The sequence below is a fragment of the Saccharothrix sp. NRRL B-16348 genome (assembly GCF_001280085.1).
Lineage (GTDB): Bacteria > Actinomycetota > Actinomycetes > Mycobacteriales > Pseudonocardiaceae > Actinosynnema.
Window position 1 is genome coordinate 1 of the sequence record NZ_LGED01000227.1, and the last position, 12,603, is coordinate 12,603.

Below are 12,603 nucleotides of genomic sequence, written 5' to 3' on the forward strand. Positions count from 1 at the left end.
CTGCCTGATCGCCCGCACTGCGCCCGCCGACTGGGGCATCACCGCGTTCTCCACCTGGTCGTTGTCCAAGCTGCGCGACCATCTGCTCGACCGCGGCACGGTCGCCGCGATCAGCCGGGAGACGCTGCGCCGCATCCTGCGCGACGCCGGGGTCTCCTGGCAGGCCACCACCACCTGGAAGGCCTCCACCGACCCGGACTTCGTCATCAAGATGCAGCGGATCCTCGACCTCTACGACCATCCGCCCGGCGACGGACGGGTGGTCTGCGTCGACGAGTTCGGACCGCTCAACCTGATGCCGCGCAAGGGCAGAGCCTGGCGACCCGCCGGGTCGCCGCGCCGATTACGGGCCACCTACAACCGCCACCACGGCGTGATGCACATGCTCGCCGCACTCGACCTGACCACCGGAAAGATCCACTACCGCATCCGGCGCCGCAAACGCCACCGCGAGTTCCTCGACCTGCTCAAGACCTGCGCGGCTCTGGCACACATTCGGTGACGTCGCCGGGGCGGGTCAGGTCCGTGCCAGGACGCGGCGTCGGAGCAGGTCGAAACTCGCTCGACCGAACATCGCGCGCTTGATCAACTTCAACCGGTTCACGTTCGTCGGACCGTTGCTGTGTGACAACGTCAACCCGGCCACCACCGCGTCCCAATCACGCCGCAGGGCGGTGGCAAAGCCCCGCATCTCGCCTGTTGATCATGTCGTATGCTCGTCGCCGATCTGCTCGCCGTCATGTTCCCGCATCTCTCCGTAGTGCGCGTGGAGAAGGTCGCCCGTGCGGGCGGGTCGGTTGCGTTGCATGCCAGGCCGACATCGCGGACAGCGGCGTGTCCATGCTGCGGAGTCGACTCGGCGCGGGTGCACAGCCGCTATCCGCGCACGGTGTCGGACATGGCGGTGTCCGGGCAGGAGACGGTGCTGCGCCTGGAGGTACGCCGGTTCTTCTGTCGCAACGAGCTGTGCGAGCGTCGGATCTTCGCCGAACAGGTCGACGGTCTGACCGTCCGTTACGGACGGCACAGTGTCCAACTCCGCGACGTGCTGGTGAGGTTGGCATTGGCGTTGGGAGGTCGTCCCGGGGCGCGGTTGTGCGTCGGACTCGCCAGTGCGGTGAGCAGGATGACGCTGCTGCGGCTCCTCCGTGCCCTGCCCGAACCCGATGTCGGGCGGTTACGGGTGGTCGGGGTGGACGAGTGGGCGTTCCGCAAAGGACGGAACTACGGGACGATCCTGGTGGACATGGCTACTCGACGACCGGTGGACCTGTTGCCGGAGGCGACCTCCGACGCCCTGGCCGCATGGCTGTTACGGCACCCCGGTGTCGAGGTGGTCTGCCGGGACCGCGCCGGTTACTTCGCCGACGGCGCCCGCCGCGGAGCACCCGACGCGATCCAGGTCGCGGACAGATGGCACTTGCTCGCGAACCTCTCCGCCGTGGTCGAACGGGTGATCAGCCGTTGCCGCTCCTGTCTGCGCGACAAGCCCGACGATAAGGTCCGGGTCCTGCCGACCCCCGAGGCGACGTCGACCCCGGGCCCGCTCGCGCAGCGGATCCGGGCCCTCCAACCGCAGATCCAGCGAATGATCGCCAAAGGCTGGACCATCTCCGCCATCTCCCGAGAGCTGAATCTGGATCGCAAGACCGTGCGTCGTTACGCCCGCCGCGACCTCGACGACCTGATGAGCACGGCGACCGACCGCGGCAGCCTCATCGACGCCTTCGTGCCCTATCTGCGACGACGTTGGGGCGAGGGCTGTGTCAACGCCGCAGTCCTCTACACCGAGATCACAGCCCAGGGCTTCCGCGGCAGCCGCCAACTCGTGCGCCGCCGGATACAGCACTGGCGCGTCGCAGGCGTCCCCGCCGAGCCACCGCCCACGGTCACCCCCAGGAAGGCGACCGGTTGGATCATGAGACGACCCGAGGAGCTCACCGACCGGGAACAGGAGCACCTGGACCGGATCCTCCGCCGTTCCGACCACGTCGCCGTCACCGGCAGACTCGCCGCGGAGTTCGCCTTGCTACTACGTCAACGCCGCGGGCACGAACTCGAAGCCTGGGTCAGGCAAGCCGAGACGAGCGACGTCACCGAGATGCGGGGCTTTGCCACCGCCCTGCGGCGTGATTGGGACGCGGTGGTGGCCGGGTTGACGTTGTCTCATAGCAACGGTCCGACGGAGGGGAACGTGAACCGGTTGAAGTTGATCAAGCGCGCGATGTTCGGTCGAGCGAGTTTCGACCTGCTCCGACGCCGCGTCCTGGTCACCGAATGTGTGCCAGAGCCCATTTCAGAGAGCACCATCAGTGCATGCCGAAAATGGCATCCATGCAGCTCAGGCGGCTTGGTGGTACTCGTTGAGGATGCCGCCCAGTCGTTTCCGTCGGCGGATATCGAGGCGGGCGACCGCTGCTTGGTCGGTGACGGTTGGTGGCAGGGGGTGTAGTGGTCGGCGTTGGCGATGCCTTGGTGGGGTCGGTGGGTGTTGTAGAAGTGCTCGTACTGACGTAGCGCATGGAGTAGGTGCTGTTGGTTCCGGATGAGGTGCGGTCGAGGAGCTCACGGCGGCAGCTGCGGATCCAGCGTTCCAAGATCGCGTTCATGCGCGGGATGCGGACTCCGCTGAGGACGACTTTGATGCCGGCGGCTGGCGTGCTCGATCACCGCGAGTACGTACAGCCGAGTGCCGGTCAACGTGGAGGCTTCGAAGAAGTCACAGGCCAGGAGTGCGTCGGGCTGGGAGCGGAGGAAGACGGTCCAGGTCGTCGAGGTGCGTTCGGGTGCAGGGTCGATCCCTGTGTCTTTGAAATCTGACAGACAGTGAATACCGGCTCTATTCGGCGGTCGTCGCGACTCGCACCTGACACCGGGGCACGCTCGGACCAAACCAGAGGGTGGTCACCGACCGGCCAGAGCCGACTGGTGACCACCCGGTCGTCTGTGCGCTGATGGCACGGCCTCAGAACGTCTTCGCCATCCGGTACAGCATCCGGCCCGGCTTCTGGTACTCGGTCACCGACCACAGCAGGCCGCGGCTGCGTTCGAGGGACAGGTCCTCGGCCCCGGTCGGTGCCGGCTTCGTCTTCACAGAGGTCATCCCCCTCCCGCTCGCGGTGACGCGGTGCAGTGTGCTGGGGCCTTCCTCGGCGTTCCCGGTCTGGTTGAGGTAGAAGTACGTTCCGTCCGAGGCCGCCCCCTGGATGTTGGGGACCGGAAGGTCCCAGACGTCGCTCGGGACTGCGGGCGTCCCCGGCACACTCGGCCTGCCGGCCGAGGCGCTGTAGGCGACGAGTCTGCCGTTGCTGCTGTCCCTGCTCCTGCAGTACTCGCCCACGAGGATGCGGTGGGACGAGCGGTCGAGCCCGATGTAGGAGAACCTGGCGTCGGGGTTGTTCGTGCAGAAGTTCTCCGACTTGCTCGCCGTCTTGGTCTTCCACACCCCGATCTGCGGCAACACGTACTTGTCCGACCCCGAGCCGCGGTGGATCTGTTGGGTGTCGAACACCCGCAGGCCGTTCTTGGTGTCGACGAGGTAGATGTACTGCTCGTACCAGAGCACCCCGCCCGCGTGGACCGAGACGTTGCGGTACCCCGTCCCCGAGGCGTTCGGCACGACCAGCCGGACGTGGCGGTACTGCAGGTCCTGGTCGATGAAGGTGACGCGGGTGGACGCGCCGTTGTACCAACTCACGATGAGCGGCGAGCGCCCGTTCCACTTCTCGTCCTCGAACGCGTCGGACGCGTGTGACACACCCTGTGGAATCCACGCCCCCCGGCTGCTCTTGTCGTCAGGATCGAAGCAGTACCACGTGTCGAGCACGACGCCGCGTTTGATCGCGTCGTCGCACGCCTCATCGTTGCGCACCATGTCGTGATTCAGATCGGCGAACAGTTCCTCCATGGTCACCTTCTTCGAGGTGAGCTTCCCTGCGGCGGGTTTGAACTCCAGCGTGAAGTCGGCCTTGTCCTCATCGGCCGCAATCCGCGCATGCGCCGGCGACGCTACTGCGGTCAGCAACACCACGGCGGTCAGCACCCCAAGCCAACGTCCGATCATGGTTCCCCTTCTCGTTGTGAGTGGAGATCACCCTGCACGGCGACCCTTGGGCGAATCTGGGGGATTCCTCGCACGACTCGGCCGCTCGACAGCACGAGCCGCGTACCGGGCGTGACGCCGGTCCGGCCCTCCAACCGCAACCGGCCAGTAGATACATGACAGACGGTCGTCCGCGCCGAGCGGATCGCCCCTGACGACAAGCGGTCGAACGGTCGGCAAGCGGCACGTCGGACAGGTCACTACGCCCAAATGATCTCCTACCGGCAGTAGATCACCGCACATAACGGCAATGACCCTGACCCTTGAATGGACATTGCTTCACTCTGTCTCGTGCCGGGTTTGATGGAGACCATCAAGCCTGGATGATGAGGGGTCATGGCACCACCGAAGAAATATCCTGACGAGCTGCGTGAGCGGGCGACCCGGATGGTTGTGGAAGCCCGGCGGGATCCGGCCGCGGCGACCGGGGCGATCAAGCGGATCGCCGATCAGCTCGGGATCCACCCGGAGGCGTTGCGGACCTGGGTCAAGCGTGCGGAGATCGATGCCGGTGACCGGCCGGGCACCACCACGGGCGACGCGGAACGGATCGCGCAACTGGAGCGGGAGAACCGGGAACTGCGCCGTGCCAACGCGATCCTGAAGTCCGCGTCCGCTTTCTTCGCGGCGGAGCTGGACCGCCCCTCCCGCTGATCGTCGCCTACACCGACGCCCACAAACACGAGTTCGGAGTCGAGCCGATCTGTGCCGTACTGACCGCGGCCAGCACCAAGATCGCTCCGAGCACCTACTACGCCGCCCGCTCCCGTCCGCCTTCGGCACGCGCGGTCCGCGACGCGGTGGTCACCGAGAAGATCACGGAGGTGCGCGAGAAGCTACGGCGTCTACGGGATCCGCAAGATCTACGCCGAGCTGGTCCGCCAAGGCGGCGTCGAGGGTCGTCCGGTCGCTCGCTGCACCGTCGCCCGACTGATGAAAGCCGTTGGCCTGCAGGGGATCTCACGATTGAAGACCCCGCGCACCACCCACGGCGGCAAGGGCGGCGACCCGCGTCCGGACCTTGTCAAGCGGGAGTTCGCCGCCCCGGCGCCCAACCGGCTGTGGGTCGCCGACATCACCTAATGGGTGGGTGAGACCTGGGGCGGTGGATCGTCTGTGGGTCGAGCGATTGGCAGGTGTCCACTGAGATATCACCGACCCGAGGTCTGGGAGGGTGTGCTCGTCGAGCCGCTGACGGGTGACCACTCCTGTTCCACCGACCATGAGGTCTCTAGGTAGACGGTGGCCCTGCCAGTCGCTGGGCTTGCAGCCGGCTGGTGAGGTGTCGTGCCTCGAGCACTGTCCATTAGGTCGCCGCGCAGGCCCTCGGGCTCGTCCCACCCTGTCCGCGATCACGACCCTCGAAAGGGCACATGACGATCACCTGTGGGATCGATTGGGCTGAGGGACACCACGACGTCGCCTTGGTCGACGCCGACGGCCGGCGGATCGCGAAGTTACGTATCGACACCGGGCTGACCGGGTTCACCGAGCTGATGGCACTGCTCGCCGAGCACGCCGCCGACCCGACCGGCGTGTCGGTCGCGATCGAGACCGACAAGGTGCTGATCGTCGCGGCACTACGCGCTGCCGGGTTCGACGTCTACGCGATCAACCCCCGTGCGGTGGCCCGCTATCGGGAACGGTGGGGCCAGGCGGGCGGGAAATCGGACCGCGGTGACGCTCTGGTTCTGGCCAACGTGCTGCGCACCGACCGCCACCTGCACCGGCTACTACCCGCGACCAGCGAGACAGGACAAGCGGTCAAAGTCCTTGCCCGCCAACATCAGGAGGCGATCTGGGTCAGACAGGCGACGGTGAGCCGCCTACGTTCCCTGCTGATCGAGTACTACCCCAACGCCCTGACCGCCTTCCCGATCCTGACCCACCACGCGGCGTTGCACGTCCTGACTGCCGCGCCGACACCGACGGCCGCGGCCAGGCTGACCCGGACACGGGCGACGACCCTGCTCCGCCGAGCAGGCCGCCGCAACGACCCCGGCCTGGCCGAGCGGATCGTCGCACAGCTGCAGACGCCGGCCCTCCGCCAACCGCCACCGGTGGAAGCAGGCTACGGTCGCGCCGTCGCGGCACTGCTGGCCATCGTGACCGTGATGCAAGTCGGTATCGCAGACCTCGAGGCCGCGTTGGCGACCGAACTCGGCCGGCACCCGACCGCCGAGCTACTGCGCTCGGTACCCGGGCTGGGACCGATCCTGGCGGCGCGCGTGCTCGCCGAGATCGGCGATGACACCAACCGCTTCGCCACCGCCCAGAACCTGCGCGCCTTCGCCGGAACCGCACCGATCACCAAAGCCTCCGGCAAGTCCACGGTGGTCCGCGCCCGCCACATCCGCAACCGGCGCCTGGGCGACGCCTGCCACTGGTGGGCCTTCGCCTCGATCACCAAGTCCACCGGCGCCCGAGCCCACTACGACCAACGCCGCGCCACCGGAGACAGCCACAACGCCGCCCTACGCAACCTGGCCAACAAACTCCTCGGCCGCCTCTGGTGGTGCCACACCCACAACCAACCCTGGCGCGAAGACGCAGCCTGGCCCCAACCCCAACCACCAAACAAACCCGCTTGACACCTGACCCGCGTGAGGTGTCTACGTCCGCACTTTCACCGGCTGGGTCTACGCCGCGTTCGTGCTCGACGTGTTCTCCCGCCGCGTGGTCGGCTGGCAGCTGTCCACGTCACTGCGCACCGACCTGGCCCTCGACGCACTCGAGATGGGGTTGTGGACCCGCACCCGCGCCGGACAGGACACCGGCGATCTGATTCATCATTCCGACCGCGGGACGCAATACCACGCCGTGCGCTACACCCAGCGCCTGGCCGAGGCCGGCGCGATCGCATCCGTTGGCAGCAAAGGAGATTCCTACGATAACGCCCTCGCGGAAGCCTTCAACTCGATCTTCAAGGCGGAGCTTGTCCGCAACAAGGGACCCTGGCGCGGCATCGACGACCTCGAAATCGCCGTCACCGAGTACATCGACTGGTACAACCACCGCCGACTGCACGGCGAGCTCGGTCTGATCCCGCCCGTCGAACACGAGACCAACCACCACCAGACAACCGCACCCGTACCGACACCGAGCGGGTGATCAAACCCTCCATTAAACCCGGTACTTGACAACCCATCTGGCATTAGGAAACGCGACGCTGAGTGGCAGATCCGTTCACAAGAGCCGAAAGGGCGGCGGCGGTCCTGGACAACGGCGCGGCGTTCGAACACCGACGTGTACGACGTTCCGCGCGGCAGGCGCCCCAGCGACCGGCCGTAACTGGAAATCGACGCATGAATTCCCTCGACGGTGGGTGGCGGCCGCGCCCGCCGGGAATATTTGAACGGTACTCGCCGCTTACCCGGAACGGTTCGTCGGATAGCCGGCGTCGCCCGAAGCCTCCAGTCGCAGCTGCAACACTGGCGGCGATCTTCACTGTCTCAAGCCGAGTACTGTTGTCTTGCGAGGACAAGCCTGTTCACCAGGGCTCCGCTGTCCCATGATCAGCCTGCCCTCGACACCACTTCAAACCGCCTGAATTGAACGGCCTTCACACTAGCCGGGCAGGAATTGGACGCGGACCGACTCGTCGTAGGGCACCACCACCGTTCTCCTCGTTCCCGCCCACTGGTCGGGGACGAGGAAGAGTCGGCCGCCGGCCTCGGTCAGCAGGCGCAAGCCCTGGCACCGCACCCGGAAGCGTTGGCCCTCCGAGTTCGGCAGCGGGAACTGGTGGACGCCCTTGATGCCCTCCGGCAGATAGAGTTGCTGTTCCAGGTCCAGCACCACCATCGGTCGGGTGGGCAGTTCGGCGGCCAGTTCGGCGGCTCTGCCGCGCCCGTACGCCGCAGCGAAGTTGTTCGTCGCCCAGAACAGGCCGAGCACGACGATCGCGCCGAGTGTCGTCACCAGCAGCACGTCGCCGGAACGCGCGCGTTCGCGCCGCGGCCGGGTGGCGTTTCGGCCTGTGCCGCGTCGGCCAGGGTTGCGGCTCGCGTTGCGGCGGTCGGCGTTGCGGAAGACCCAGATCCCGTAGGCCAGCAGCGGCAGACCCAGGCCCAGCGATATCGCCGTCACGCCCGGGAACTCGTCCCGCGACACGCTCACCACCAGGATGCCCACCACGGCCCGCACAAACAGCGCCGCGCCGACCACCGCCAGCAAGGTGCCGACGGCCTTCGGCGCCCGTGCCCCACGCCGCCGCAGCAGCGCACGCACGCCGCGGTGGGCGACCAGGCTCAGCACGAGGAACACCAGCAGACCGGCCACCGGCGGGAAGATGACCTCCGTGCCCAGCAGCAGGAGTTCGGTGGTCGACAGGTCGAGCGCATTCAGGTCGACCCCGAAGTACTCGTACCGCACCAGCGTCGACACGTAGCCGAAGTAGAACAACAACGCGGCCACGAGCGTGGTCGGCGCGGCGATCGCGGCGAACGACTGGACCCGGGCGAGGATGCTCCCGGGCTCGTCCAGCGGACCGTGCGCGGTCATGACGTGGGCGGTGTCGTCGTCCGGTTCGTCGTGGCGGTCTTGGTCCTGGTGGTCTCCGATAGGTCGGTTTCCGGCGCGGTTGTCTTCACCGCGCGGCAGATCCGCCCTGTGCCCGGCCACTCGGTTTCGTCGCTCGTGCACGGGAGGGCCACCACGGTCACGAGGTCCTGCTGCGACGTCCAGGTGACCAGGACCGGCTTGCCCGGCTCCGGCGACTCGGCAGCGACCCTCGGATCGTCGCACGGCTTCCCGGACGTGGACGGGCACCGGCTCTGGAAGGTGAACGTCACGGTAGCCTGGGCACGACCACTGGCGGGCCTCGACGCCTCGATCTCGACCCGACAGGCCTGATCCTTTTTCCCCGGTTGGAACGTGAAGCCGCGGCAGTCACCAACATCGTAAGTACACGACACCTGGTCGGAGGCGAGTCGGAGGAGCCGGGAGCCGGAAAGCGAGACGTCCACGGTGATCGGAACGGACGAGTCCGCGCTGATCTCGAACACCTTGCACCAGGTCTGCTTCGGTTCGTCCTCAGCCAGCGCGAACACGAACGGCCAGTTTCTGTGGTCGGTCTTGCCGTTGAGCCGCGCGCCGCCCACGTTGATCGCGGTCGACCCGTCCTTCGTCCGGGTGACCTCGGTGGTGTCGGGCGGTTCGGTGCCGAGCGTGTCCAACTCCGCCCGGGTGACCTCGGTGTTGGTCGTCGCTCCGCCGTTCGGGCCGGACTGCGAACCACAGGCGACGACCAGGACAATTGCACCCGCCGCAACGGTCACCACACGCCAACTCGGAATCATTGCCGATCACCTCCGACGCGACACCTCATACCTGGAATCCAGGTAACGCCGGAAGCGTTACGGCCATTCACCCGTTAGAGGTGGTATCGAAATCGGTCCATCTCGTCGCCGACCCAGACCTCCAACACCACACAACCCGGACGGGGGAGCCTGGTATACAGGCCAGGGACGTGATCGGCACCGGAGAAGCCGAGCTGGCCACGTCGTCAGCCCTTCAGCCAAGTGCATGGGCGGTAGCCCGGGGTGAGGGCAGAGGTAGAGCATCAATCGCCAGCCTGAGCCTCGGCCGCAAGGCGCGAACGGGCAAGGTCGAGGGGTTCGGTACGCCCTTCCCTCCCCGTATCGAACACGGCCCGCCGCAGCTTTCCCTCGGCGTACTCCGATGAGAACCCGAGATCCGCAGCGTGGGCGTAGTAGTCGGCCTCGGCACGAGCAGCATCGGCATAGAGATCGTTGTTCACGTCCGCGAGATTGGCGCACACCGCCCGCCGTCGCCATCTAAGGGCGAGCACGACCGTCCATCACCACACGATGCACTACACATTATCAGTTTGCACTGAAGCGATAGTGCATATAGCTTCCGACGTGCGCATCGACTGGATTCGGCCGCTTCCGGACGGTCTTGGCATTGCGTGAGCTGAAGGTGGGCCTTGGGTCACGGGCGGTCCAGGTGGCGTGACGTCAGGCGGGTCGGACGGTGATGGGGTCGTTCGGGCACTGTGCCGCTGCGGCGATCAGTGCGTCGTGTTCCACCGTGTCGACCGTCAAGCCCCACCGCAGCTTCACCGTGACCCATTCGGCGACGTAGCGGCACACCGCAGGCGCGTGCGGTGGCAGCCACGAGGCAGGATCCCGGTCGGCTTTGCCGCGATTGGAGCGTGCGGTCACCGCTACCAACGCGGCGGGTTCGTCCAAGTCGTTGGCGTAGGACTGACGGCGCTGCGCGGTCCAGTCGAAGGCGCCGCTGTCCCACGCCTCGGCCAGCGGCACCATGTGGTCGATGTCCAACCCTTGAGGGCCGTCGACGTGAGTGTCGTCGTAGTAGGAGTACCACCGGCCTCCCGACAGGTCGCAGTGCGGTGCGACCTGCGGGGCGGTGTTCGCCTCCTGCAGCAGGACTTCTGCGCGAGTGGAACAGCCATCGCGGTCGGCGTCGATCCAGTGGCGGAACTCGGCGTGGTCGTAGCCGTCACGTACCTCGTCGGCCACAGCCAGGCGGGTGATCGCCTCGCGCAGCGGCACCGCCTCGGCCCGTGCCGTGTCGGTCTCCGATGCTGCCTGTCCGGCTACTGTCGTGAGCACGGTGCAGATCAACGCGATCGTCGCCGACACTCGCCAAGATGCCCTCATCGTGTTCCTTCGCCGTGAACGGACCTCATGCGTCCAGAAGTAGCGGCGGCACCCTGTGGCCGCCTGACAGCGAACGAGGTTCCACCCGATGGTGAAGGGGCGTGGAGCCGATGGTTGATCGCCTCGGGCGCCACTGTGTCCAACGCCGCGCCGTCGTGGCATGGAGGTGGTGTCGGAGATAGGGTGTCTCGCTGTCGGCCCTCGGCGTGCGGTGATTCGTTTCCCCGACCGTGACCCCGTGCCGAGGGCTGCTCTCTTGCCCGGACGCGTATTTCATCGTGTGATGGGGTTGATCGTGCATCCGCAGATGCATGGTGGCGGCTTGTTCGGGGGTGTACAGGATCGGTGTGGTGTCACCGGTGTCGGGTTGCGGGGTGTTCCGGGCGGCGGCCGGGTCGACGGGTTCGACCGGTTCGGGGTTCTCCGTTGGGCGGATGCGGGCCGGTGGCGGGTCGGTCGTCGCCGGGGCGAGCGTCGGCGGGGCGAGCGTCGGCGGGGCGAGCGGGCGTAGACGTCCGGGGACGCGTCGTGGCGTGTTCATGGAGTCCTCGCGTGGGATCCGAGTCCGGTTCCCGTGGGTCGGTGTGGGGTGTGAGGGTGCGCAGGACGCGGTTGTGCCATGTGAGGGCGAAGCGGAGGCAGTTGGATTCGCTGCGGTGGCTGGGTGTGCAGCCGGTGGTGTAGCGGCCGGTGAGGCTCCAGGATGCGGAGTCGGAGCTGGTGATGGTGTCGGCGTAGCGGGTGAGGCCGGTGAGTTTGACGCCGAAGCCGTGCAGGCGGAGTGCGCGTGTGGCCAGTGAGCGCATGATGTGTTCGACGTCGGTGGTGTGTTGTCGTCGGCAGACGCTGCCGACGCCGACCAGGGGCAGGGTGGCGAGGTCGATGCCGTGTCGTTCGTACAGGTCGGCGCAGCGGTGGTAGTCGGCGGTGGATTGTCCTTGCAGGACGGGGATGATCGGGAGGTCGGGTGCGAGGTCGCGTAGTCGGAGGTAGTTGGTGACGGTGCGGTGTTGGTGGGTGCGCAGGCTCAGTCCGGTGCGGGCGAGGACGTGGGGTTCTGTCATCCAGTCCTGGGGTGCGGCCCAGTCGAGGTGGCCGATCTCGGTGGCGTAGCGGCGGACGGCGGCGGCGTAGGTGGTCGCGTCGGTGCGCCAGTGGCCGTGCAGGGACAGTTCGGTGAAGCCGCCGGAGTCCAGTGCCCATCCTGTGGTGGCGCGTGGGAGGGTTCGGCGGTCGGCCAGGCGGCGGTGGCTGACCAGGAGCGGCACGCCGAGGTCGCGGGCCAGCCAGGCCGGTTGGTGGGTGCCGAGGTAGAACTTCATGTCCGTGCCGTCCGACGGCGCCGCTGGGCGGTGTGCAGGGCGGTCAGGGTGAGGATCGTGGCGACGGCTTTGCCCGTGATCTGACCGGGCAGGGCGGCGACGCCGCCGAAGGCCAGCGGGACGAACAGCACGCTGTCGACCACCAGCCCCGCGGCGTTGGACGCCGCGACCGCCGTGGTTCGTGTGCGGTGGCGTAGCCGGGTGTAGACGAGTGTGTCGAGGACTTCGGAGACGGTGAACGCGACGACACAGGCCACGGCGATCCGCGGCGAGGCAAACAGGGCTGACAGTCCGGCGCCGGCGAGGATGCCCGCTGTGACCCCGAGGGCTCCGCACCGGTCGTGCACCAGGTCGCGGAGGGTCAGACCGGCACCGACGAACAGCGTGCCCGCCGGCAGCAGCATCCCGCCGACAATCAACGGCGGCCAGTGGACCGAGGCGATGTTGGCAGCGACGACCGCCACCAGGTATCCGGCCAGCACCGCGACAACGGACACCACGCGACACGGTGATGGCACCGGACCGACCA

10 protein-coding genes, 4 pseudogenes and 1 other annotated feature are annotated in these 12,603 nt (G+C 67.3%); of the genes and pseudogenes, 6 read left to right on the plus strand and 8 right to left on the minus strand.

Annotation, left to right across the window (positions count from 1 at the left end; genetic code table 11):
- A pseudogene (locus ADK67_RS52880) lies at window positions 1-502 on the plus strand (IS630 family transposase); the annotation flags it as partial.
- 15 nt (window positions 503-517) lie between these two features.
- Here ADK67_RS52880 and ADK67_RS54045 read toward each other — a convergent pair.
- A pseudogene (locus ADK67_RS54045) lies at window positions 518-694 on the minus strand (ISL3-like element ISMdi2 family transposase); the annotation flags it as partial.
- An 18-nt stretch (window positions 695-712) separates the two neighbouring features.
- Here ADK67_RS54045 and ADK67_RS33630 point away from each other — a divergent pair.
- A complete protein-coding gene (locus ADK67_RS33630) occupies window positions 713-2,452 on the plus strand; it encodes an ISL3 family transposase (RefSeq protein ID WP_053720597.1) in 1,740 nt (579 codons plus the stop codon).
- Between the two features lie 513 nt (window positions 2,453-2,965).
- On the opposite strand, the gene ADK67_RS33635 is transcribed toward ADK67_RS33630, so the two are convergent.
- Window positions 2,966-4,063 (minus strand): hypothetical protein, encoded by a 1,098-nt coding sequence (locus tag ADK67_RS33635; RefSeq protein WP_157621051.1) that lies wholly within the window; start codon window positions 4,061-4,063, stop codon window positions 2,966-2,968.
- 375 nt (window positions 4,064-4,438) lie between these two features.
- On the opposite strand from ADK67_RS33635, the gene ADK67_RS33640 reads away from it, so the two are divergent.
- From ADK67_RS33640 to ADK67_RS33650, 4 genes and pseudogenes are all read left to right on the plus strand, one after another.
- Complete coding sequence (locus tag ADK67_RS33640; RefSeq protein ID WP_053720599.1) at window positions 4,439-4,756, plus strand: transposase; 318 nt, start codon at window positions 4,439-4,441, stop codon at window positions 4,754-4,756.
- Window positions 4,717-4,845 (plus strand) — a sequence feature (AL1L pseudoknot). (Overlaps the previous gene by 40 nt.)
- A 94-nt stretch (window positions 4,846-4,939) precedes the next feature.
- Window positions 4,940-5,062 (plus strand): annotated as a pseudogene (locus tag ADK67_RS55465) (transposase); the annotation flags it as partial.
- A gap of 413 nt (window positions 5,063-5,475) precedes the next feature.
- Window positions 5,476-6,693 carry an IS110 family transposase gene (locus ADK67_RS33645; RefSeq protein ID WP_053720600.1) on the plus strand — a complete coding sequence of 406 codons (1,218 nt, stop codon included), beginning with the start codon at window positions 5,476-5,478 and terminating at the stop codon, window positions 6,691-6,693.
- A gap of 31 nt (window positions 6,694-6,724) precedes the next feature.
- Window positions 6,725-7,213: pseudogene (locus ADK67_RS33650) on the plus strand (IS3 family transposase); the annotation flags it as partial.
- A 456-nt stretch (window positions 7,214-7,669) separates the two neighbouring features.
- On the opposite strand, the gene ADK67_RS33655 reads toward ADK67_RS33650, so the two are convergent.
- From ADK67_RS33655 to ADK67_RS33680, 6 genes are all read right to left on the minus strand, one after another.
- Entirely contained in the window at window positions 7,670-8,605 is a 936-nt protein-coding gene (locus ADK67_RS33655) for a hypothetical protein (protein ID WP_053720601.1), read from the minus strand.
- Window positions 8,602-9,381 carry a hypothetical protein gene (locus ADK67_RS33660; protein WP_157621053.1) on the minus strand — a complete coding sequence of 260 codons (780 nt, stop codon included), beginning with the start codon at window positions 9,379-9,381 and terminating at the stop codon, window positions 8,602-8,604. Before ADK67_RS33660 ends, ADK67_RS33655 begins: the two co-directional genes overlap by 4 nt.
- Before the next feature lie 284 nt (window positions 9,382-9,665).
- On the minus strand, window positions 9,666-9,863 hold the full coding sequence (locus ADK67_RS33665) for a hypothetical protein (protein ID WP_157621055.1): 198 nt from the start codon (window positions 9,861-9,863) through the stop codon (window positions 9,666-9,668).
- 220 nt (window positions 9,864-10,083) lie between these two features.
- Window positions 10,084-10,752 carry an HNH endonuclease family protein gene (locus tag ADK67_RS33670; RefSeq protein WP_053720604.1) on the minus strand — a complete coding sequence of 223 codons (669 nt, stop codon included), beginning with the start codon at window positions 10,750-10,752 and terminating at the stop codon, window positions 10,084-10,086.
- Between the two features lie 353 nt (window positions 10,753-11,105).
- Window positions 11,106-12,074 carry a deazapurine DNA modification protein DpdA family protein gene (locus tag ADK67_RS33675; RefSeq protein WP_231648463.1) on the minus strand — a complete coding sequence of 323 codons (969 nt, stop codon included), beginning with the start codon at window positions 12,072-12,074 and terminating at the stop codon, window positions 11,106-11,108.
- A complete protein-coding gene (locus ADK67_RS33680; RefSeq protein ID WP_231648464.1) occupies window positions 12,071-12,571 on the minus strand; it encodes a VUT family protein in 501 nt (166 codons plus the stop codon). The genes ADK67_RS33675 and ADK67_RS33680 overlap by 4 nt, the downstream gene beginning before the upstream one ends.
- Window positions 12,572-12,603 lie beyond the last annotated feature (32 nt).

Bases quoted from the DNA above. Each gene is read 5' to 3' on its own strand.
- ADK67_RS33640 (WP_053720599.1), top strand. From the start codon at position 4,439: ATGGCACCACCGAAGAAATATCCTGACGAGCTGCGTGAGCGGGCGACC.
- ADK67_RS33670 (WP_053720604.1), bottom strand. From the start codon at position 10,752: ATGAGGGCATCTTGGCGAGTGTCGGCGACGATCGCGTTGATCTGCACC.
- ADK67_RS33675 (WP_231648463.1), bottom strand. From the start codon at position 12,074: ATGAAGTTCTACCTCGGCACCCACCAACCGGCCTGGCTGGCCCGCGAC.
- ADK67_RS33645 (WP_053720600.1), top strand. From the start codon at position 5,476: ATGACGATCACCTGTGGGATCGATTGGGCTGAGGGACACCACGACGTC.
- ADK67_RS33655 (WP_053720601.1), bottom strand. From the start codon at position 8,605: ATGACCGCGCACGGTCCGCTGGACGAGCCCGGGAGCATCCTCGCCCGG.
- ADK67_RS33635 (WP_157621051.1), bottom strand. From the start codon at position 4,063: ATGATCGGACGTTGGCTTGGGGTGCTGACCGCCGTGGTGTTGCTGACC.
- ADK67_RS33630 (WP_053720597.1), top strand. From the start codon at position 713: ATGCTCGTCGCCGATCTGCTCGCCGTCATGTTCCCGCATCTCTCCGTA.